This window comes from Lysinibacillus sp. NPDC093190, from assembly GCF_050280425.1.
GTDB lineage: Bacteria > Bacillota > Bacilli > Bacillales_A > Planococcaceae > Lysinibacillus.
In genome coordinates, this window is sequence record NZ_JBNNVG010000026.1 from 58,771 (window position 1) to 81,606 (window position 22,836).

Annotated in this window: 17 protein-coding genes and 1 other annotated feature; all 17 genes read left to right on the forward strand. The window is 37.1% G+C overall.

The window, feature by feature from the left end; genetic code table 11:
- The first annotated feature begins 191 nt into the window (after window positions 1–191).
- Window positions 192–2,516 (forward strand): endopeptidase La, encoded by a 2,325-nt coding sequence (gene lon, locus ACQKOF_RS18715; RefSeq protein ID WP_427560225.1) that lies wholly within the window; start codon window positions 192–194, stop codon window positions 2,514–2,516.
- A 3-nt stretch (window positions 2,517–2,519) separates the two neighbouring features.
- Window positions 2,520–3,101, forward strand: a complete 582-nt coding sequence (yihA, locus tag ACQKOF_RS18720) for a ribosome biogenesis GTP-binding protein YihA/YsxC (protein WP_249072773.1) — start codon at window positions 2,520–2,522, stop codon at window positions 3,099–3,101.
- A 118-nt stretch (window positions 3,102–3,219) separates the two neighbouring features.
- Window positions 3,220–3,393: a YjfB family protein gene (locus ACQKOF_RS18725; protein ID WP_012295488.1), complete on the forward strand. Its 174-nt coding sequence runs from the start codon at window positions 3,220–3,222 to the stop codon at window positions 3,391–3,393.
- 163 nt (window positions 3,394–3,556) lie between these two features.
- On the forward strand, window positions 3,557–5,215 hold the full coding sequence (locus ACQKOF_RS18730; protein WP_427560228.1) for a hypothetical protein: 1,659 nt from the start codon (window positions 3,557–3,559) through the stop codon (window positions 5,213–5,215).
- A gap of 323 nt (window positions 5,216–5,538) precedes the next feature.
- Window positions 5,539–6,993, forward strand: coding sequence for an S-layer homology domain-containing protein (locus ACQKOF_RS18735; protein WP_427560231.1), 1,455 nt, complete (start codon window positions 5,539–5,541; stop codon window positions 6,991–6,993).
- Window positions 6,994–7,012: 19 nt separating this feature from the next.
- A complete protein-coding gene (locus ACQKOF_RS18740) occupies window positions 7,013–9,916 on the forward strand; it encodes a vWA domain-containing protein (RefSeq protein WP_427560234.1) in 2,904 nt (967 codons plus the stop codon).
- 450 nt (window positions 9,917–10,366) lie between these two features.
- The gene (locus ACQKOF_RS18745; protein ID WP_370041718.1) at window positions 10,367–10,552 is read left to right on the forward strand and encodes a hypothetical protein; all 186 of its coding nucleotides are present in this window, start codon (window positions 10,367–10,369) and stop codon (window positions 10,550–10,552) included.
- A 634-nt stretch (window positions 10,553–11,186) separates the two neighbouring features.
- Window positions 11,187–12,551, forward strand: coding sequence for a glutamyl-tRNA reductase (gene hemA / locus ACQKOF_RS18750; RefSeq protein WP_427560238.1), 1,365 nt, complete (start codon window positions 11,187–11,189; stop codon window positions 12,549–12,551).
- Window positions 12,552–12,742: 191 nt separating this feature from the next.
- The gene (gene ccsA / locus ACQKOF_RS18755) at window positions 12,743–13,570 is read left to right on the forward strand and encodes a cytochrome c biogenesis protein CcsA (protein ID WP_427560241.1); all 828 of its coding nucleotides are present in this window, start codon (window positions 12,743–12,745) and stop codon (window positions 13,568–13,570) included.
- Between the two features lie 18 nt (window positions 13,571–13,588).
- Window positions 13,589–14,521 carry a hydroxymethylbilane synthase gene (gene hemC / locus ACQKOF_RS18760; protein ID WP_427560244.1) on the forward strand — a complete coding sequence of 311 codons (933 nt, stop codon included), beginning with the start codon at window positions 13,589–13,591 and terminating at the stop codon, window positions 14,519–14,521.
- Entirely contained in the window at window positions 14,511–15,272 is a 762-nt protein-coding gene (locus ACQKOF_RS18765) for a uroporphyrinogen-III synthase (RefSeq protein WP_427560246.1), read from the forward strand. Before hemC ends, ACQKOF_RS18765 begins: the two co-directional genes overlap by 11 nt.
- Complete coding sequence (hemB, locus tag ACQKOF_RS18770) at window positions 15,269–16,249, forward strand: porphobilinogen synthase (RefSeq protein ID WP_427560249.1); 981 nt, start codon at window positions 15,269–15,271, stop codon at window positions 16,247–16,249. Before ACQKOF_RS18765 ends, hemB begins: the two co-directional genes overlap by 4 nt.
- On the forward strand, window positions 16,250–17,542 hold the full coding sequence (hemL, locus tag ACQKOF_RS18775; RefSeq protein ID WP_427560252.1) for a glutamate-1-semialdehyde 2,1-aminomutase: 1,293 nt from the start codon (window positions 16,250–16,252) through the stop codon (window positions 17,540–17,542).
- Between the two features lie 232 nt (window positions 17,543–17,774).
- A complete protein-coding gene (locus ACQKOF_RS18780; RefSeq protein ID WP_053596748.1) occupies window positions 17,775–18,221 on the forward strand; it encodes a CoxG family protein in 447 nt (148 codons plus the stop codon).
- 274 nt (window positions 18,222–18,495) lie between these two features.
- Window positions 18,496–19,254 (forward strand): valyl-tRNA synthetase, encoded by a 759-nt coding sequence (locus ACQKOF_RS18785; protein ID WP_427560255.1) that lies wholly within the window; start codon window positions 18,496–18,498, stop codon window positions 19,252–19,254.
- Between the two features lie 269 nt (window positions 19,255–19,523).
- Window positions 19,524–19,802: a binding site (T-box leader), on the forward strand.
- 126 nt (window positions 19,803–19,928) lie between these two features.
- Window positions 19,929–22,574, forward strand: coding sequence for a valine--tRNA ligase (locus tag ACQKOF_RS18790; RefSeq protein ID WP_427560258.1), 2,646 nt, complete (start codon window positions 19,929–19,931; stop codon window positions 22,572–22,574).
- Between the two features lie 168 nt (window positions 22,575–22,742).
- Window positions 22,743–22,836, forward strand: a 94-nt coding sequence (locus tag ACQKOF_RS18795; RefSeq protein WP_427560267.1) for a transposase, incomplete at its 3' end; no start/stop codon positions are given.

Genomic DNA, 22,836 nt, shown 5'->3' on the forward strand with positions numbered 1-22,836 from the left:
AATTTAGCTGACTTCGATTGTGCAATATTCGCACATATCGACAGTCAGCTTTTTATTCATTCATACATAAAGCCAACTGTAATTAGATGAAATTTTTGGCTCGATTGATTAACTAGTGTGAATCAGCTTTTTAGACACATACTAGTAGCGCGGGAGTGTATAAGAAAATTTTGACGGAGGTGAATACCCGCATGGTAACAATACAAAAAACAACAAATGTACCATTATTGCCTTTACGTGGACTTTTAGTATACCCGTCGATGGTGTTACATATTGATGTGGGTAGAAATCGTTCTGTAGCGGCGCTAGAACAAGCAATGTTAGAGGACCAATTGATATTATTGGTAACACAAAAAGAAGTGCATGATGAACAGCCTGATGAGCAAGATTTATATCCAATTGGTACAATGGCATATGTCAAACAGATGCTGAAATTACCAAATGGGACATTACGTGTTTTAGTGGAAGGTGTAGCGCGTGCAACATGGTCTAACTATCGGGCGTTAGAAAAATATACGATTGCTGACATCGATGTTAAGGAAGAAACCATCGATAAGGATGTTGAAACAAAGGCTTTAATGCGTACGTTGTTAACGTATTTCGAAAGATACGCGAAAGCCTCCAATAAGATTACATCTGAAACCATTAGTACTGTGGCAGACATTGAAGAACCCGGTCGTTTAGCAGATATCATTGCATCGCATTTACCTTTTAAGATTGCTGATAAACAAGAAGTATTGGAGATGCTCAGTGTAAAGAAGCGTTTAGATCATTTAATTATTCGTTTACATGACGAGCAAGAAGTACTTGATCTTGAGAAGAAAATTAATACAAAAGTTAAGCAATCCATGGAGCGTACGCAAAAGGAATATTATTTACGTGAACAAATGAAAGCTATTCAAACTGAGCTAGGAGACCGTGAAGGGAAAACTGGCGAAGTAGCTGAATTACGAAGACGTATTGACGAAATAGGAATGCCTGAATCAACGAAAGAAGCAGTGCTTAAAGAGTTGGATCGCTATGAGAAGTTACCAACGGCTAGTGCAGAGAGTGGCGTAATCCGAAACTATATTGATTGGATCGTATCACTACCTTGGACAAATGCGACTGAGGATCGCATGAATATCGCACATGCAGAGGACATTTTAGATCGTGATCATGACGGATTAGAAAAAGTAAAAGAACGTATATTAGAATATTTAGCTGTACGTCAGTTGAAAAAATCGTTACGTGGACCAATATTATGTTTGGCAGGCCCTCCAGGTGTCGGTAAAACGTCATTAGCTCGGTCTATTGCAGAAAGCTTGGATCGTAAATTTATCCGTATTTCATTAGGTGGGGTACGTGACGAATCAGAAATTCGTGGTCATCGTCGTACGTATGTTGGGGCAATGCCAGGTCGTATTATCCAAGGGATGAAAAAGGCAGGGACGATTAATCCTGTGTTTCTTCTAGATGAAATTGATAAAATGTCTAATGACTTCAGGGGAGATCCTGCAGCAGCAATGCTTGAAGTTTTAGATCCGGCTCAAAATAACACATTTAGTGATCATTACATCGAAGAACCTTATGATTTATCAAATGTATTATTTATAGCAACTGCCAATGATTTAAGTACAATTCCTGGGCCGTTACTGGATCGTATGGAAGTAATCTCAATTGCTGGTTATACAGAAATTGAAAAAGAGCAAATTACGAAAAATCATTTAATACCTAGACAGTTAAAAGAGCATGGCTTGAAAAAAACGCAAGTTATTATTAAAGATGAAGCAGTAGTAGATATCATCCGTTATTATACTCGTGAAGCAGGTGTTCGTGGACTGGAACGTCAAATCGCAACCCTATGTCGTAAAATCGCTAAGATCATCGTTTCTGGTGAGAAAAAACGAGTAACAGTTAACTCGAAATCATTAGAGGATTTACTCGGCAAGCATCGTTTCCGATATGGACAAGCAGAAGAGGAAAATCAAATCGGTGTAGCTACTGGGCTTGCTTATACAACTGTGGGTGGTGATACATTACAAATTGAGGTATCATTAACACCTGGAAAAGGAAAATTGCAGCTAACTGGGAAGCTAGGCGATGTCATGAAGGAATCAGCTCAAACCGCTTTATCGTATGTCCGTACAAAAACGGAAGAGCTAAAAGTGGATGCAGAATATTTTGAAACACATGATATTCATATTCACGTTCCAGAAGGAGCTGTGCCGAAAGATGGACCTTCCGCAGGTATTACTATGGCAACAGCAATTGTTTCCGCAATTTTACACCGTCCAATACGCCGTGAAGTAGGCATGACAGGTGAAATTACATTACGTGGACGTGTACTGCCAATTGGTGGATTAAAGGAAAAAACACTCAGTGCGCATAGAGCGGGCTTAACGACAATTATTTGTCCGAAAGATAATGAACGAGATATTGAGGATATTCCTGGAAGTGTACGCGAACAACTAACATTTAAACTAGTGTCATCGGCTGATGAAGTATTAGCCTATGCACTGGACGGAGGTTTTTAAGAAATGAAAGTCCATAACGTCGAAATGGTCATAAGTGCTGTAAGACCAGACCAATATCCAGAAGATGGACTGCCAGAATTTGCACTAGCCGGTCGTTCAAATGTGGGGAAATCCTCATTTATTAACCGAATGATCGGTCGTAAAGCTTTAGCACGTATTTCTTCTAAGCCCGGAAAAACACAAACGCTTAATTTTTACAAAATCGAAGAGCAATTGTTTTTTGTGGATGTACCGGGCTATGGTTATGCAAAGGTTTCAAAAACTGAGCGTGAAGCATGGGGAAAAATGATTGAGCGTTACATCACAGGGCGTAATGAATTAAAGGCAGTTGTACAAATTGTTGATTTACGTCATCCCCCTACAGCTGATGATCGCATGATGTATGATTTTTTAAAGCATTACAATATTCCTTGTATTGTCATTGCAACAAAAGCAGATAAAATTCCAAAAGGTAAATGGGATAAGCATAAAAAAGTCGTGAAAGAAACGCTAGACATGGAAAAAAATGATCCTCTAATTGTCTTTTCTTCAGAAAAAGGAATTGGTTTTGAAGAAGCTTGGCGTACAATCGAAAATAAAATGTGATAAAAAAACATCTATTGAGTCTATTATTTAGGACAGTAGATGTTTTTTTATTAAAAATGGAGGGAATCGCTTGATGAATGAAACAACTGACCGATAAATTAAATAGGAGGTGGACTAGATGGATATCGCAGCTTTATCAATGGCAATGAATCAAGCAACTTTAATGCAAAATGTATCTCTAGCTGTAACGAAACAGGCAATGGAGATGCAACAGCAAAATACAGAACAATTAGTTGAAATGTTAGATGCTCCACATCCGACAGCAGGACATACAATTGACGTTCAAGTATGATGAAAGGAAGGTAGCTTGAAATTGGAAGCTACCTCTATCTTTGTGTCTATCGGTAGATTTAAAAAGTAAGTAAAAGCACTAAAATGTAACTTTTTGAATAGGAAAAACTACCAATAGTACGATATACTATTTTTAATAACATTTTTTTAGGAGGCGGGATTTGTTGAAGAAGATTCCATACATACTAATGATTGTGTTACTAGCGGTTCTCGGATTTTCATCAAATCGAACAGCGCATGCTGCCCAAATGGTGACTGGAACCTTTGTCGATGTAACATTTTCAGAATATGCAAATTCAAACGGAGTAATAGAAAAAAAGCTTAGTAAAATTACTTTGCAAAATGAAAGCGGTCGTCAAGTTACATACAATATAAACGATAGTGCCCGCCTGTATATTAATAATACAGTGACAACAATCGAAGGCTTTAAAATGGGAATGAAAGTAGAAGCGGAAATTTCTCTTCGCAGTGTTGTTGAGCTTCGAGGTACTTCTAATTCTACAAATGAAACAGAATCTCCAACAGTTGCACAAAATACTAAAACACTTGCTGGAGTAGTGACAAGTATAGATCCAAATGGACTATTCATTATGCTGAAGCCAGATATCGGAGAGGAAACAACCTACTATATAAATAAAGATACAGCATATCAAAAAAATTCCTCAGCTGTCGATATTAGCGCTTTATATGTGGGGGATCGTGTTAAGCTTAGCCTTAAAAATCGAAACACATCCATTGTCACAAAAATAGACATTAGTGAGACGGGTACGTTAGTTGAAAATCTGTATAAAGGTGAGATACAGACGGTTAATGCCAATGCAAATAAATTAACTGTCAAAAATCAACATGCTTTTATCAATTGGCAATTTGGATCTGATACAGCAACGGCTTTATCAACGATGGATTTTTCATCGAAGGTTCCGATCTATGTTGGAAATACTAAAATTGATAAAGGTCAGTTGAAAAATTACATTGGCAGTGAAGCATATTATGCAACAGTGAAACAATTTGGCAAAGAAGTGATTGAAAAAATTGTTGTCTTGAAAAACAACGAGCGAACTTACTATGAGCCTATGCTTTCTGTCGATACAAAATATCAATTATTAAAACTTAAATCTGCTGGTACAATATACTTCCACGATGGAACGATTTTAATTAGAAATGGTCGTTTAGTTGAACCTACTGGCTTATTGGCTTATGGTACAGCCTTTGTTATTTCGGACGGTGCTGCACGTGATCATTATGCCCAAGTTGTGCAAGTAACGAGTGATAGCTTTATGTCACCAAACTTAGCAGGTCATGAGTTATATTATGGACGTTTATCACAAGCAGATGGCTATTTAATCGAAATTGATGATGCGATGAAGATCGAGTCAAATGTCTTTAAGAAAACAGAGCGTACTGTACTATCTGTTAGTAATTCAACGAAGGCAATAGTAGATGATGGTAACAAAATATATAGTGTCATTCCTGATATTGAGCTTCATTTATATGAAGGAGAATATGGATACTTCTATGTGAAGGATGGTCATGTGCAGGCCCTTCATATTCTTAATAAAGCGAAGCCTGTTGCACCATTAATGTTAACTGGTAAACTACAGTCAGTTAAATCGAAATACCCAGCTGTCATCAATGTGAAGAGCGTTAGTCAATGGCAAAATGGTCGCTGGTATGAAGCTGGTGAAATGGTTGATATGAATATTGACCAAGCTACAATTATTAAAGCTGGTAAAGTTATTCAAGCATCTGATCTAAAACCTTCTGATCGTTTAGTAGTCTTATCAGATCGTTTTGTCAAAGCTCATTTAATATTAGTTGATTAATCAATTTAGAAGTCTGTGAGTCTTCTGCGAGTATATTTACGACGAAGGTATTCAGCTTAAGCGAATTTTGAGCTTGCTTATGATGAAAAATTTGTCGCCCTACGAGTAGAAGACGAGCAGATTTTAACCTTATATTTTTCAAGTGTGTTGATTAGAAAAAAAGTTTATTAATAGGATTTTTTTGCTTATGCAAGTCAATCTTCTGCTGAATGTAGTAGATAAAATGGTTGATCAACACATCTCATTATTTTGTAATGTTGAAGAAATTATTGACAGCTCCAGATGCGGATATGTATGGAATGAAAGAGAGGGACAACAAAAGAATGCGAAAACATTTATCTAAAATAATGTTAGTAGTTCTTGCTGTATTTGTTATTGGAGCTACTATCCCAGAAAATGCATCAGCTGCTTCATTAGAAACAACAGGTGCTGTAAAAAATGAATATACATATGAGGAAGCTGTTTTCATTACAGGAACACCCATTATATTTAAAGGCACTAGTAAAGACATTAAAATCACACAAAAAGAATCTAAAGGAAAGCTAACTGAAACACATAGTTTAAAGCTAACAGCAAGTAACGGTGCTACATTGACACGAAATATGGCCTATGAATCTGATGTTGTAGATTATGCTACGATTGGTCAAAAAACATCGAATGGTGTAGTGAAAAAGTATACGGAGAAAATTGTTGCTGGGAAAATAACTTATACATTGGTAGATTACCAATTTTCACAAGGGACTGTAACGGACAATCGTGCAGCCTCTGATTATTACTCAGGTAATGTGATTTCAAGAAAAACATATGCCTATCAAACTGGGACTGGAAAAAATGCAGTCCAAAATACTGTAACAATTGATACTGATAGTCGTCATGCTGGTTATGAAAACTTCTGGGGAGCAACAGAAACACAAATTACAGAAGCTGTTTATAATTATAGTGACGGTAAGACAAGCCATGTGAAAAATCGGTTATCTACAAGCAAATCACGAGTGCTAAACTATGAAGAAAACCTAGGAAGTTTAGGGAGCTTTGATGGTGGATATGCGGTAGTAAGTGAAAAGGATGTTATTTCTGAATATACGTATGATCTAGCCTCTGGGCAAAAAGGTACTCTTGACTTAGATAAAGAATACATGCCGACAATTGAACGTTTAATCATTCCTAAGTTCCGTGATGTATCAAACCATTACGCGAAAGGAGCTATTGAAAAATTATACTCTTTAGGTATTTACTCTGATGCAAGTAACTTCTTCTCACCAAATACACCTATGAAGCGTATTGATTTTACAACGGCAATTGGTAAAGCGGTTGACTTACGTGTTATGGAAGAACCGAAAACGAAAAAATCGACATCAGCAACTAGTATTTTTAAAGATGTTAAACGTACGGTAAAAGATTATGCCTATATCGAGTCTGCGTTTAATAAAGGAATTATTAAAGGTGTAACGCCAGAGTATTTCAAACCTGATAATCAAATTACTCGAGCTCAAGCAGCTACGATTTTTGTACGTGCATTAGGGCTAGAAAATAAGGCGCCAGATCCAGGCTATGTGACGAAGTTTAAGGATGATGCGCAAATTCCTGACTATTCAAAAGACGGAATATACATTGCAAATGAATTAGGCTTAATGACTGGTGACCCTGTAACAGGTCGATTTAATGCAAATCAGCCATTAACGCGAGCACAAGCATCAGTAGTGTTAGAACGTTTCTTGAACTATTTGGAAAGTGACTTAAAACAAAACTATCGTGATGACATATTGTTCTTTAACTAAAGAAAGGACTGAAAAATAAATGACGTATGCCAAAAAAGCATTTCTATTCCTGCTTTGTTTAGTACTAGTCTTGATGACAGCAACTCCAGCTGTGACTCATGCCGCTACGACAATTAATGATGTACCAACAAATAACGGTAAATATAAAGCTATCTCGTGGGCAGTCGATAATGATCTACTCGCATTGAATAGTGCTAATAACTTTTTACCTAATGAACAAATAACTGATCGAGAGCTTGTTGTAATGTTTGCAAAGCTTGATCGAAACTATGCATTAACATATAACGACAGTGTCGCTTATAACTTCTATAGTGATTTTTATTTACCGTTTAATGGTACCTACACAACAGCCAATCGTTCGAAAGCTGTTACACGTGGACAATTTGCGCGTATATATGCTGCCTTTAAAGGCTTAGATTTAGATGAGCCTCAGGCGGTTCAATATTTATACACAAATGATATTTCAACAGGAAGCACTGGTAAAAAGACATTTGCGGATTTCAATCCTTCTACAAAGCTAACTCGTGGAGATATTGCTGAATTTTTATATCGCAGTGTACAAAACGGCAACTTTGCTGTACTCGGATTAAAACGTGCTACAGCAGGTCGTGATAACGATAAAATCACATTACCTCCAGGCTTCATGGGCTCAAACAACGCAGAATTTGAAGAGCCAAAGGATAATTCCAATGATTTTACTGGACCAGAGTATGTTAATAATGCTCTACAAAGTATTGATGTTGAAAAACCAGATTTAATTGCAAATGACCAAGATTCAACGCTCATTACTGTGTCTTTAAAAGCTTGTAATGGTGATCCAATACCTGATGATAAATCTTATACATTCCGTGTAACATCATCATATGGTGCAAAAATCGTAGACACATCTGGTGAAGCTGTTCGAAATGTACAATCGGATGGCTCTACTGTTTCTGCGATTGTGATAGCACCAAAATTAACTAAATCTGTACGTGATACAATTACATTTGAGCTTATTAACAACACAGATCCGGGCATGAAATGTCTTGTAGGCGAAAAACTAAATGCACATGTCCGTTACTTACCACAGCCGGAAATGCGCATTGATTATCAAGTGTATGATCCAGCAAACACGGATGATGAAAATGGAAATGTAACACCTCCATATGTACCATATGAAAAATTACCTGAGTTCTTTACAGAAAACATTATTAACGTTCATTGGATTGATCCAGAAGAAAAGTTATTTAGTATTGGACAACAAACGAATGTAACAAATGCTTTAGGAAATGTTGAAAATATATATTTACAATATGGTGGCAGTGATAAAAAATATCCTGCATTAGGCTATGAAAATGCCATTTTACAGTTTGAGAACTATAATATTTCAGTTTGGTTATTCGAAACAATTATTCAAAAACGCTTGAAGGATTCTATTAATGATACGATTGAAATTATGTATATGATTTCAGATGATGGGCGTCCAATTTATCGTATTCAAGGAATTGATGATGCGATTGCCTCACAAGTTGAGAACATTAATCCAGTCGGTTCTATTATTCAACTTATGGGCTATTTGCCAGACGAAAAACAACTGACGCTTGAGCATTATGATAGTGTCATGAAAATTTATGCTATTTTCACAAACTTGAGTAACTATGATCGAACAGTATTATTAAAATACCAAGGTGGTAAATTGCTCGGTCAAGTAGAAGCTTATAAAAAACGAGTGGAAGCCTTAAAGGAAAGTGCGGATGCGGCATCAAGACCGTCTGGTAAAGATCGTTATACTAAGGTAATGGTTACATTAGTAAGACCAGGTGGAGAAATTATTACTGACTATCAAGGAACAGTAAAAATTAAGTTTGATGGTGTTGAGAAAACAGCTTCATTTGTTACAAATACTTCGGATTATTTAAATAACACAGGAAGCCCAGGAACAGCTGTAGCATACTTTGACTCAGTTATTTATGGGAAATCTAAAGCTGAAGCTACATTAGTAAATAAAATAGATCCTCGTTATGCAACAATATTGAAGGATTTAAAAGATAAAACAATTACAAAGGAAATTTTTACAAATCCTTACTTTAGTAAAAATTCTTGTTCTTTAGCAACAGAAGTCGCTTACGTAGTTGACTACTCTGCTTCCATGAAAGCTTCTGACCAAACAAATTATCGCGGTAAGAAAATGATGGAAGTAATCAATCAAATTAAAGCTAAAAATAATATTGTTATTGAAACAAATACAAAAGCTACTGTTCTTGGAGAAGGCAGTACAGACAACGTCTTGAAAAAGGATCTATATAAAGCATCGAAAGAGAAGGGTGCCACAGATATTTTTGCAGGTATAGACCTTGCACTGTCTAAATTCTCCAATGACTCGAAAACCTCAAAATCTATAATTGTCGTATCCGATGGTAAAACAAGTAAATCGAAAATGACAAAAGTGCTGAACGATGCAAAAAATAAAGGGGTTAAGGTTTACACTGTAAGTATGGGTAAAAAATCACAAGTCAATGATGCAATTTTAATGCAACTGGCTACTGAAACTGGTGGTACTTATTACCACGCTAACGATAACTTACAATTACATCAAGTTTTCCAAAAAATTATTGATTCAATTTTATGTAAAACTTCGTCGTCAAGTTGTGTGAATCCTGAAAATTTATTTGAAGAAGCGACAGTAACTTTACGCAAAGGCAATATTACAATGAATGCAAGAATTGATGGTAATTGTTCAAATGTTGCAAAGGTTAATGTACGATTCCCTTCTTTAAGTGGAGATGTGCAATTTGAATTGAATAAGCGTAGTGATAGTGTCTACATGCTAACAAAAACAGTTCAAACAATGCAGGACTTCAAAGTTAATAATGAGATTGAATTTGTAGCATACGATAAAGACGGTAAAATTATAGCTACAAAAACCGTGACAATCACAGATTAATAGATAAAAGTTATTTTAAGCTGAACTAATTCTAACAATTAGTTCAGCTTTTTTGGATTTTAGAAACTATAGCATTCACTAAAACGTAGGGTTGATTTCCGTTCCGACTGGGCGTTTTGTTGCTGACGCTACGCTTTCGCACAGATAAAACATTTGTTGTTGTCGCTACGCTTTCGCACAGATAAAACATTTGTTGCTGACGCTACGCTTTCGCGCAGAGCAAAGCTTCCTGGGGGCGTCCGATGAGCCGCTTCACTCGCGTTGCTCGCTCCAGGGTCTCATCTGTGACGCTGATCCCCGAGGAGTCGCACAGCCTCCACTCCAATCAACTTATCCTCATCCATACATTTTTAAAAAATTTTTTATTCTAACTTTCGGTAATGAATTCTTCAATTAATAATTTTAATAAATTCGGGAAAATTACATAAAAATATTTTGAGGTGAAGACAAATGAACAGAACTGTTTATCCTCTTTTCTTAGTTTCATTTTATACATTTTGTTTAATAATATTACATGCATCTGCAAAGGATAAACTCAGTCCATATGAAGAAACATATCCTGAAATAGGATATAAATCGGTAGAAGAAGCAGCAGATGATTTTGAACAACAAGAAATATGTATTAAAAACTATTGAATTAAAAAATGGAAATATAGCAACCTATATGAAAATTTCAGGTTTTAATGTACTTGTTTTCTATAGAGACAATTTGCAGTATATGATAAGTATTGATAAATGAGTTGCAATTAAAGTGACACCAAAAACTTTAGTAGACATAGCCAATTCTATTGATTATTAAATGGGAACGATAATTTTGATGTTCGACTTACAGAGGTTCGTTGAAATAATAAAGTGAAGCTAGCCTTGTTAAAAATAAATCAACAAATGCTATTTTTTTATAATTAAATAACAATGGGGCTGTTTTAAAATCTATTTAATAGTATATATTTTTTTATGCCCATTTTTATGATTGTAGCGGAGGGCTACTCGACTCCTGCGGGAAAGCGAGTAGCCTGTAGCGGAAATCATTGTCTTCTAATTAATAGAAGTAGATGAAGATGGTTAAACAATATATCCTGATTCTTTATAAAATTTCTGGACAAACAATAAATTTGAAACTGAACGTATAATTTGCTACACTTAGATTATAATAATTCTAATGTGGATGACGAATTTCAGTTCTTCATGACATGTTCACAAATTATTGATGAACTATTGTCGAACTGTGCTATAATGAGATTTGTCAATTAGAACGTGAGAGGTGTTATTCATGCATACCATCGTAGTAGGCTTGAATTATAAAACGGCGCCAGTTGAAATTCGTGAAAAGTTATCTTTCATAGAGAGTGAACTACCACAGGCAATGGAAGCGCTGCAAAAGCAAAAAAGTATATTAGAAAATGTTATTGTTTCGACATGTAACCGTACAGAAATATATGCAGTAGTTGATCAATTGCATACTGGACGCCATTTTGTTAAACAATTTTTAGCAAATTGGTTCGACCTGCCTGTGGAGACATTTTCTTCGTATTTAACAATTCGTGAAGAAGATCAGGCAATCGAACATTTATTCAAAGTGACAGCTGGAATTGATTCGATGGTACTTGGCGAAACACAAATTTTAGGACAAGTACGAAAAAGCTTCTTAAGTGGACAAGAGATTGGAACAACTGGAACGGTATATAATCAGCTATTTAAACAAGCAGTGACATTTGCGAAGCGTGCACATAATGAAACGGCTATCGGTGAAAACGCGGTATCTGTCTCTTATGCAGCAGTTGAATTAGCGAAGAAAATATTTGGATCTTTACAACGTAAACATGTAGCAATTTTAGGTGCAGGGAAAATGGGGGAACTTGCTATTGAGAACCTTTACGGTAGCGGTGTAGGAAAAGTAACCGTAATTAACCGTACGTTCGAAAAAGCAGAAAGTCTGGCAGCTAAATTTGACGGTGAAGCAAAATCTATGAAGGAACTACAATGTTCGCTATTAGAAGCGGATATTTTAATTACGTCTACAGGTGCAACAGATTATGTAATTGACTATGAATTGATGCAATTTGTTGAACGTTTGCGTAAAGGTAAACCATTATTTATGGTAGATATTGCAGTGCCACGTGATATAGATCCACGTGTTGGAGATTTACCAAATGTTTTCTTATATGATATAGATGATTTACAAGGCATCGTCGAAGCAAACTTAGCTGAACGTGAACGTGCTGCAGCTGATATTTCTTCAATGATTGGCAATGAGGTTGTGCAATTTAAAGATTGGGTTGGGACTCTTGGCGTTGTCCCTGTCATCTCGGCTTTACGTAAAAAAGCGAATCATATTCAAGAAGAGACAATGATTAGTATCGAAAATAAAATGCCAGATTTAACGGATCGAGAACGTAAAATTTTAAGTAAGCATACAAAGTCTATTATTAATCAATTGTTAAAAGAACCAATTTTACAAGCTAAGGAAATGGCAAATTCACCAAAAGCAAATGAACAGTTACGTTTATTCCAACAAATTTTCGGTATTGAGGAAGCTGTGGAAGCTGAAGTTACTGCGATGACAGAACAAGAGCTTGAACGCAAAGAGCGCTTACAGTCGTCACAATCTTCTACTGAACCAAAGTATTCTTTCTAAAGATTTCTATATGTTCGCGGTACAACTTTAGAAAAGTTGCCCTTCGAGCTTTTTTCTGCGAACGAGATTTTCTACTGATATTAAATGAGGCGTTTTCGTATCTGTATGGTAAACTAAGGATACGAAAACGTTTTTTTTTCTAGGCTAAAGTACACTACTTTAGCACTTTCAATATAAAGAAGGGATGTCTATTGGCTGATTTGACAATGACAAGGCTCTATGAAGTAATGATCGTCTTGTATGCGATCAGTCTAGTATTTTACTTTACTGATTACTTTTATAAGCAAATACGAGCAAGGCGAATTGCTTTTTGGCTTGTTTCATTCGTATGGGTAATTCAAAGTGCCATTATATTATTAATTTTTGTGGAAACGAAGCGTTTTCCGATTTTATCCTTATCAGAAGGGATTCTCTTTTATTCCTGGCTGCTCGTGACACTATCTATTATTTTGCATTGTATTGCACGAGTTGATCTACCGGTATTTATTATTAATATACTAGGATTTTTATTTGCCAGCATCTTTACTTTTATGCCCAAACGATCAACAGGAGTAGTTAGCGATACTTTAATTTCGGAATTGCTGTTTATTCATATATCATTTGCAATTTTATCGTACGCAGTGTTTTCGTTAACATTTGTTTTTGCGATATTGTATTTAGTATTATATCGTTTGCTTAAAAAGAAAAAATGGTCACATTTATGGACAAGGTTGCCATCACTACAGCAGACGAGTAACTGGATGAATATTTCATTTTTCATTGCTATTCCAGTGCTATTTATAAGTTTAGTGTTAGGGTTTGAATGGGCACTACTAACGCTAGAGAGTTTTTCAATTTTTGATGCGAAGATTATTGGGTCCTTTATTATTTTAATTTTGTATTGCCTTATATTGTATGTGAATCGTAAAGGTAAACTGACAGGGACAACTTATGCGTGGGTACATATATACGCTTACCTTTTAGTAGTTGTTAACTTCTTTTTAGGAAGCAGTTTATCACGATTCCATTTATGGTATTAGAAGAGAGGTTGAAGACTGTTGAGAAAAATTATTGTAGGTTCTAGAAGAAGTAAGCTAGCTTTAACACAAACAAATTGGTTTATCAATGAGTTAAAAGCTGCTGGTGTACCATTTGAATTTGAAGTGAAAGAAATCGTCACGAAAGGCGACCAAATTTTAGATGTGCAGCTATCTAAGGTAGGTGGTAAAGGGCTTTTCGTAAAAGAAATTGAACAAGCACTTTACGACAAAGAAATTGACTTTGCTGTTCATTCTATGAAGGATATGCCTGCCGTACTGCCAGAAGGATTAGTAATTGGCTGTATCCCACCACGTGAAGATGCACGTGATGCATTTATTTCAAAAGGACATGTGAAATTTGCCGATCTTCCAGCAGGAGCTGTAGTTGGAACAAGTTCTCTTCGTCGTAGTGCTCAACTTTTAACAGTCCGTCCAGATATAGAAATTAAATGGATTCGTGGAAATGTAGATACACGCTTAGGTAAACTTGAAACTGATGAATACGATGCCATTATTTTAGCGGCGGCTGGACTAAAACGCCTTGGTTGGAGCGATGATGTAGTTACTGAGTTTTTAACTGTAGAGGATTGTCTACCAGCAGTAGCACAGGGCTCTCTAGGTATTGAATGCCGTGGAGACGATACGGAGCTATTAACGGAATTAGGCAAGTTAACAGATAACATTACTTGGCAAGAAGCACATGCAGAGCGTGCTTTCCTAGCGGCTATGGATGGTGGCTGTCAAGTGCCTATCGCAGGATACGCAAAGTCTAATGGGGAAGAAATTACATTAACTGGCCTTGTTGCTGCACCAGACGCTTCAGTTGTTTATAAGGAAACTGTTGTGGGTACTGATGCAGAAGCAGTTGGAAAAGAGCTTGCTGAGATTTTAACGAAGCAAGGTGCTTTTGAATTAATTCAACGAGTAAAGGCAGAGCAAGATGCAAAATAATTTACCTTTAGAAGGTAAAACTATTATTTTGACAGGTACATCTAAAACGACAACAATAATAGATGACATTCTAGCTTTAGGTGGCCAAGCAGTACTTGTCCCATTGATTGAAACTTGCGAGCTTATCAATAAAAACGATGATGTGCAATTAGAGTTTGCGCGTCAATTTGAATGGCTTATTTTTACGAGTCAAAATGCTGTAGAAGCTTTTGCTAGCAAGATGCGCCGCTTTAATGTAAATGCAGCGCATTTTTCAGGGAAAATTGCTTCTATTGGTACTAAAACTACTACAGCCTTAGAACAGCTAGGATTCCATGTGAGCTTTATGCCTTCTATATTTAGTGCAGATGTATTTGTTCAAGAATTTCCTAGTGTAGCAGGGAGCAATCCTACGTGTCTATTTATTCGTGGAAAAAAAGCGAAAAAGACATTAAAGGAAGGGCTGCCCTTTAAATTGAAGGAATGGACAGTTTATGAAACGATTGAGCGACACGACCAAAAACAATTAATATTTGAATGTATCCGTGCGAATAGCGATGTCACAGTGATTTTTGCTAGCCCTTCCGCTGTTGATGTCTACGCCAAGGATGTAGCTTCGGTAATTGGTTGGGAGGTAGTACGTATAGCAGTAATCGGTCATATTACAGAAGCAGCTATTTTGAATCACGGTGCTATTGTGGATGTTATGCCGAGCGTATATACAATGCAAGCAGTCATCGAGGAAATAACGAAAGTAGGAGAAAGAAAATGACAAAATTACAATTTCAAAGACATCGTCGTTTGCGTGCAAATGCTGCAATACGATCAATGGTAAAAGAAACATACTTACACAAAGAAGACTTAATTTATCCGATCTTCGTTATTGAAGGCGAAAACATTAAAAATGAAGTATCTTCTATGCCGGGAGTTTTTCAATTTTCATTAGATAAACTTGAAGCTGAGATTGATGAAGTTGTTGCTTTAGGTATTCCTGCGGTTATTTTATTTGGCTTACCTGCAGAAAAAGATGCAGTCGGAACTGGTGCATTCCATGATCATGGTATTGTGCAAGAAGCAACACGACTTATTAAAGCTCGCTATCCAGAGCTTTTAATCATTGCAGATACATGCTTATGTGAATTTACAGATCATGGTCATTGTGGCTTAATTGAAGGCGATCAAATTTTAAATGATCCTTCATTAGATGTTTTAGCACGTACAGCAGTATCACAAGCAAAAGCCGGTGCGGATATTATCGCTCCTTCCAATATGATGGATGGTTTTGTGGCAGCGATTCGTGCAGGACTAGATGAAGCAGGCTTTGAAAATGTTCCGATTATGTCATATGCCGTAAAATATGCATCTAGCTACTATGGTCCATTCCGAGAAGCGGCTGATGGTGCGCCTCAATTTGGTGATCGTAAATCATACCAAATGGATCCATCGAATCGTATGGAGGCATTCCGTGAAGCAGAGTCGGATATTGCAGAAGGTGCGGATTTCTTAATCGTTAAGCCAGCTCTAAGTTATTTAGATATTATTCGTGATGTAAAAAATAACTTTACATTACCGATTGTTGCATACAACGTTTCTGGTGAATATGCAATGATTAAAGCAGCGGCTATTAATGGCTGGATTGAAGAGAAAAAAGTAGTGCTTGAAACGTTACTTAGCATGAAACGTGCAGGCTCAGATTTAATCATTACGTATCATGCTAAAGATGTTGCACGTTGGTTGGAGGAGAAATAAATGACGCGTTCTTACGAAAAATCAAAACAAGCTTATGCTGAAGCAATTAACTTAATGCCAGGTGGTGTTAGTAGCCCAGTACGTGCATTCAAATCCGTAAATATGGATCCAATCTTCATGGAATCTGGTCACGGTGCTATTATTAAAGACATTGATGGAAATGAATATATTGATTATGTATTATCATGGGGACCTCTTATTTTAGGTCATTCACATCCTGAAGTTGTACAAGCAATTGCAGAAACAGCAGCGAAAGGCTCTTCGTTTGGAGCACCAAGCTATACAGAAAATCGATTAGCTAAATTAGTATTAGATCGACTTCCTGGTATGGAAATGATTCGCTTCGTGTCTTCTGGGACAGAGGCTACGATGTCTGCTTTACGCGTAGCTCGTGGTGTTACAGGACGCGATAAAATTTTGAAATTTGAGGGTTCTTATCATGGTCATGGAGATTCCTTACTTATTAAAGCAGGCTCAGGGGTAGCTACATTAGGCTTACCTGACAGTCCTGGTGTCCCAGCGGATATTGCACGTAATACGTTAACAGTAGCGTACAATGACTTAGAAGGGGCAAAACTAATTTTCGAAAAGTTTGGTTCAGAGCTTGCGGCAGTAATTGTTGAGCCAGTTGCAGGAAATATGGGCGTTGTACCTCCACAACCAGACTTCCTACAAGGCTTAAGTGAATTAACAAAGGAACATGGATCATTGTTGATTTTTGATGAAGTTATGACAGGCTTCCGTGTTGACTATGGCTGTGCACAAGGTTATTTTGATGTAACACCAGATATGACAACATTAGGAAAAGTAATTGGCGGTGGACTTCCTGTTGGTGCATTTGCAGGGAAAAAGGAAATTATGGAGCAGGTAGCACCAGCTGGTCCAATCTATCAAGCTGGAACATTGTCAGGAAATCCATTAGCAATGACAGCAGGCTATGAAACATTATCTCGCCTTGATAATAGCTCTTATGAATACTTCAAAAAGCTAGGAGATCAATTAGAGGCTGGTTTCCGTGAAGCAGCAACGAAATACAATATTCCACATACTGTGAATCGTGCTGGTTCAATGATAGGTTTCTTCTTTACGAATGAAGATGTTATTGATTTCGCTTCAGCAAAAACGTCTGATTTACAATTATTCGCTGAATACTTCCGTCTAATGGCAGAGGAAGGTATTTTCTTACCGCCATCTCAATTTGAAGGTTTATTTATTTCTACTGCACATACGGAGGAGCATATCGCAAAAACGGTTGATGCCTTCCATAAAGTATTTGCACAATTAGCAAGATAACAGGTTAATACAAAATAGCATGTTTTTCTGGCATGCTATTTTTTTTTTGTTAAAGTAATGCAATAATATGCCTTTATCTGCAATGGCTAATATTTTTTCCGGTTTAATTACAATGAATGTATGATCGTTATCGCTTGAAAAAAATTATTAAAATTATAACTTTCAGCATAGCCAAATTGTGGGCGAAATCGTATATAATATAGCTATTCGTAAAAGAAAGTAGTGAATTGATATGGCAACTGGCACACATATGGTCGAAGTACCCGTAGGAATTGAAAATGTATGGGATTTCGTCAGTGATATGGAAAAATGGGCAAAGCTTGTCCCAGGTTATAATGCACATGAAATGATTGATGAAAAACATTCAAATTGGACGTTTAAAGGCAATGTTGGTGTACTGAAAAAAACAGTACAAGTAGAGATTACTATTTTAGAATGGGCAGCGCCTACAAAAGTAACATTCGAATTAAAAGGACTTTCTGACAACTTTTCAGGAAACGGTTATTTCCTAGCAGAAAGTATTGATGCAGAAAATACAAAGATGACAGGCTTCTTAGAAGTAACAGCGGGAGGATTAGCTGGTCCTGTTTTAAATCCAATCTTTAAGCCGATCGTACCAAAAGCAACACGAATGTTAACAGATCGTGTGGCAAATAAAATTAAATTGGTGAATGTATAATTCTGCTGTTGTAACAACAGTAAAAAGGTATGCTAGAAGGTTTCTAGTATGCCTTTTTTTAGGCTCATCATCATAATGTGTGGTTGATTTCCGTCGCCAAGGCGAAATTGATTAATCAACCTTTAGCATACTATCCTTCGGAGCTTCATATGATGCAAGGGGAGGGATTATTATCGAACACAAAACTTGGAATATGAGTGAAACTTTTTGTTTTCCTGGTTATGGCTGCCCAACGGAAATAGCAGCTGTACAAATTAAGCCGCGATGGCAGACAATGCAGTTAGAAGATTCTCTACGATTAATGGGTATTTATCATATCACAGCACATGTTCGCTTTGATTTTCAAGACATGCAAGCTTTCCTGGATGATGAGGAATTAGTACAAATCGATGCGCTAGATATTCAAGGGGATACTGGTTATTTTGAGTATGCAGTTCCTTTAAATGTGGATTTACCAAAGGATGCAGCTATTGAAGATTTAATGGTAAAGGATATTCGGCCTATATTGACTAATCAGATGTGTCAGCTCGAATGGACGGTTACAAGTGTGTTTAATGAGCTTGAGCCAGCATTTGAAAAAGCTCATGTTTTAGAAAAACAGCCTGTCACTGTCAATGCCTCAGCTCAAATAGAGAAGATTGCTCATATAGGAGAAACGACACAGGTAAAACAACCTACAGCTGTAGTAGCTTCAATTCAAGAAGAAAAACCTGCACCTGTAGTGGCCTCAGCACAAAAACCAGCAGTAGTAGCTTCAACACAAGAAGAAAAATCAACAACATCCATAAAAGAGGAAAAATCAAAGGTCGTAACATTTGCAGCACCAAAGGAAAAGTCTGAAGCTGTAGTGGCTTCAGACAAAAAAGAAAAACCTGCACCAGTTGAGCAAAAAACAGTGTTGAGGGAATCCTCAAGTCATATTGTAGTCCGTGAATCCAGCTCCTGGCATGAAGTTCCATCGATGATTTGGGATTTAACGGAGGACTATACACCGCTAAAGGTTCGTGTTTCAAATGACATCACTCAAAAGTAAATAGCATAGAAGTAGCAGAAGCAATAAGATGATAAAATCTCCAGATGTTGGAATGATGATGACACGTATAAACTGAAAAACACAAATTGGTACAATTATCGTTTTACAATAAAAACGAAATTGTCGTAACCATGGTGGTAAAAGCCAAGGATTATACTTACGTCGTCGCATTTGAATTTTCACTTCCTTTTTTAGTAGTGCTTCCTAAAAAATGACTAAATCACTTGAAAAAATGCACGATTTTGCGGTACAATGTGAAAAAGTCGAATATAGATGCTATGACAGGGAAGAGTAAATTATTAGTACATTTTAAGAGAGGAAACAGTAGCTGAAAAGTTTCTATTTGTACCTAATTGAATGTAGCCCTCGAGCAGCTTTAGTGAACTAACAGTAGTTAAAGCCGGTTAAACACCGTTACCGAATTGAGAGCCAGTAGTAAAAGGTTTAAGCAAGTAGTACATTTTTTTCTGATGAAATGTGTGACAACTTAACTCGCCTCTGCTGGAATTAAAGGTGGTACCGCGAACTTAAACTCCTTCGTCCTTTTAGACGCTAGGAGTTTTTTTTATTTTCATTAATCTTCTGGTAAATGTGCCTCTACCTGAGACATAAAAACAGAATGATTGGTACGATCTCACACCGGTAAAATTAATAAATCAACAGGAGGAGTCAAAATGACAGAAAACATTTCAATGCCTACAAAATATGATCCGCAGTCCATTGAAGCGGGTCGTTATGAATGGTGGTTACAAGGGAAATTTTTTGAGGCACAGCCTACAAGTGAAAAGGAGCCCTATTCTATCGTTATTCCACCACCGAATGTAACAGGTAGACTACATCTTGGCCATGCTTGGGATACAACATTACAAGATATTTTAATTCGTATGAAGCGCATGCAAGGTTATGATGCACTTTGGTTACCAGGAATGGACCATGCAGGTATTGCGACACAAGCAAAAGTAGAAGCCAAACTACGAGAAGATAATATTACACGTTATGATTTAGGACGTGAAAAATTCCTCGAAAAAACATGGGAATGGAAAGAAGAGTATGCTGGGCATATTCGCGATCAATGGGCGAAGCTTGGTCTTGGATTAGATTATTCTCGTGAGCGTTTCACACTTGATCAAGGTCTTTCCGATGCAGTTAAAACTGTTTTCGTTCAATTATATGAAAAAGGCTTAATTTATCGTGGCGAACGCATTATTAACTGGGACCCTGCTGCAAAAACAGCATTATCAGATATTGAAGTTATTTATCAAGATGTTCAAGGTGCATTCTATCATATGAAATACCCATTAGCTGATGGCTCAGGATATGTGGAAGTTGCGACTACACGTCCTGAAACAATGCTAGGTGACTCTGGGGTAGCCGTTCACCCGAAAGATGAGCGCTATCAACACTTAATCGGTAAAACAGTTATTTTACCAATCGTAGGTCGTGAAATTCCTATCGTAGCAGATGACTACGTAGATATGGAATTTGGTACTGGGGTTGTGAAAATGACACCAGCACATGATCCTAATGACTTTGAGGTTGGTAACCGCCACAACCTAGAACGCATTCTTGTCATGAATGAAGATGGTACAATGAACGAGCTTGCTGGCAAGTATAACGGTATGGACCGCTTTGAATGCCGTAAGCAAATCGTAGCTGATTTACAAGAATCGGGCGTGCTTATCCGTATTGAAGAGCATACACATTCAGTAGGTCACTCTGAACGTTCTGGTGCTGTTGTAGAGCCATATCTTTCAGCACAATGGTTTGTAAAAATGCAACCACTCGCTGATGCTTCACTTGCTCTTCAAAAAGATGAAGAAGGGCAAGTAAACTTTGTACCATCTCGTTTCGAAAACACATATTCTCGTTGGATGGAAAACATTCGTGACTGGTGTATCTCTCGTCAGTTATGGTGGGGTCACCAAATCCCAGCTTGGTATCACAATGAAACAGGTGAAATTTACGTAGGAAAAGAAGCACCAGCAGATGCAGAAAATTGGACACAAGATGAAGACGTATTAGATACATGGTTCTCGTCAGCACTATGGCCATTTTCTACAATGGGTTGGCCAGATGAGACAAATGAAGAATATAAACGTTACTATCCAACAAGCACACTTGTAACTGGTTATGATATTATTTTCTTCTGGGTTTCTCGCATGATTTTCCAAGGTCTTGAATTTACTGGTCAACGTCCATTCAAAGATGTATTAATTCACGGTTTAGTACGTGATGGTGAAGGACGTAAGATGAGTAAATCACTTGGCAATGGTGTAGACCCTATGGACGTTATCGATAAATACGGTGCCGATTCATTACGTTACTTCTTAGCTACTGGATCTTCACCAGGTCAGGATTTACGCTATACAACTGAAAAAGTAGAAGCAATTTGGAACTTCTCTAACAAAATTTGGAATGCCTCTCGTTTTGCTTTAATGAACATGGAAGGTATGACATTTGATGAAATCGACTTAACTGGTGAAAAATCAGTTGCTGATAAATGGATTCTAACTCGCTTAAATGAAACAATTGAACGTGTAACATCTCTTGCAGAACGCTACGAATTTGGCGAGGTTGGCCGCGAGCTTTATAACTTTATTTGGGATGATTTCTGTTCTTGGTATATTGAAATGGCGAAATTACCGTTATACGGTAATGACGAAGCAGCTAAGAAAACAACTCGTTCTATTTTAGCTTACGTTTTAGATCAAACTATGCGTCTATTACATCCATTCATGCCATTCATTACAGAAGAAATCTGGCAGCACTTACCTCATGAAGGTGAATCAATTACAGTGGCAGCATGGCCAACTGTACGTACGGATCTTCATTTTGCAGAGGAAGCGGACAATATGAAGCTCCTAATGGATATTATACGTTCAGTACGTAATATTCGTGCGGAAGTAAATACACCTATGAGCAAAAAAGTGCCGCTATATATTTCAGCGAAGGATGCTGCAACGGCTACAGTACTTGAAGCCAATAAAGCATATTTAGAAAAATTCTGTAATCCAGAAACGCTAACAATTGGAGAAAGTTTAGAAGCTCCTGGTCAGTCAATGACAGCAGTAGTTACTGGAGCTGAGCTATTCCTACCGCTTGTTGGACTAATTAATTTAGAAGAAGAAATTGCTCGTCTTGAAAAAGAATTAGAGAAATGGGCAAAAGAAGTCAAGCTTGTAACTGGTAAGTTATCGAATGAGAAATTCGTGTCCAAAGCGCCAGAAGCATTAGTGAATGCAGAACGTGAAAAATTAGCCGATTACGAAAGTAAACATTCGGTTGTATTAAAACGTTTAGAAGAACTGAAAAATATGTAAGATTGAGACAGCGGAGGGCGAAAGTCATCCGCTGTTTTTTTGTATCTTTTGAAAACCCCTTGCTATGCGAGGGGTTCTAAAGAGCTTCTAGCTATGGACAAGAAAAAAACCCCAGCCGTACAATGAATTCAGGTCTGGTCAACCGACTTCGTACGAAAGGGGATCCGAATGGATAATAAAAGTTTAGCACACACAACATGGAATTGTAAGTATCACATCGTCTTTGCGCCAAAATATAGAAGGCAGATTATTTATGGACAAA

Excerpts from the sequence above, each read along its gene's own strand:
- lon (WP_427560225.1), top strand. The coding sequence starts at position 192 with ATGGTAACAATACAAAAAACAACAAATGTACCATTATTGCCTTTACGT.
- yihA (WP_249072773.1), top strand. The coding sequence starts at position 2,520 with ATGAAAGTCCATAACGTCGAAATGGTCATAAGTGCTGTAAGACCAGAC.
- ACQKOF_RS18725 (WP_012295488.1), top strand. The coding sequence starts at position 3,220 with ATGGATATCGCAGCTTTATCAATGGCAATGAATCAAGCAACTTTAATG.
- ACQKOF_RS18735 (WP_427560231.1), top strand. The coding sequence starts at position 5,539 with ATGCGAAAACATTTATCTAAAATAATGTTAGTAGTTCTTGCTGTATTT.
- ACQKOF_RS18740 (WP_427560234.1), top strand. The coding sequence starts at position 7,013 with ATGACGTATGCCAAAAAAGCATTTCTATTCCTGCTTTGTTTAGTACTA.
- ACQKOF_RS18745 (WP_370041718.1), top strand. The coding sequence starts at position 10,367 with ATGAACAGAACTGTTTATCCTCTTTTCTTAGTTTCATTTTATACATTT.
- hemA (WP_427560238.1), top strand. The coding sequence starts at position 11,187 with ATGCATACCATCGTAGTAGGCTTGAATTATAAAACGGCGCCAGTTGAA.
- ACQKOF_RS18765 (WP_427560246.1), top strand. The coding sequence starts at position 14,511 with ATGCAAAATAATTTACCTTTAGAAGGTAAAACTATTATTTTGACAGGT.
- hemB (WP_427560249.1), top strand. The coding sequence starts at position 15,269 with ATGACAAAATTACAATTTCAAAGACATCGTCGTTTGCGTGCAAATGCT.
- hemL (WP_427560252.1), top strand. The coding sequence starts at position 16,250 with ATGACGCGTTCTTACGAAAAATCAAAACAAGCTTATGCTGAAGCAATT.
- ACQKOF_RS18780 (WP_053596748.1), top strand. The coding sequence starts at position 17,775 with ATGGCAACTGGCACACATATGGTCGAAGTACCCGTAGGAATTGAAAAT.
- ACQKOF_RS18785 (WP_427560255.1), top strand. The coding sequence starts at position 18,496 with ATGCAGTTAGAAGATTCTCTACGATTAATGGGTATTTATCATATCACA.
- ACQKOF_RS18790 (WP_427560258.1), top strand. The coding sequence starts at position 19,929 with ATGACAGAAAACATTTCAATGCCTACAAAATATGATCCGCAGTCCATT.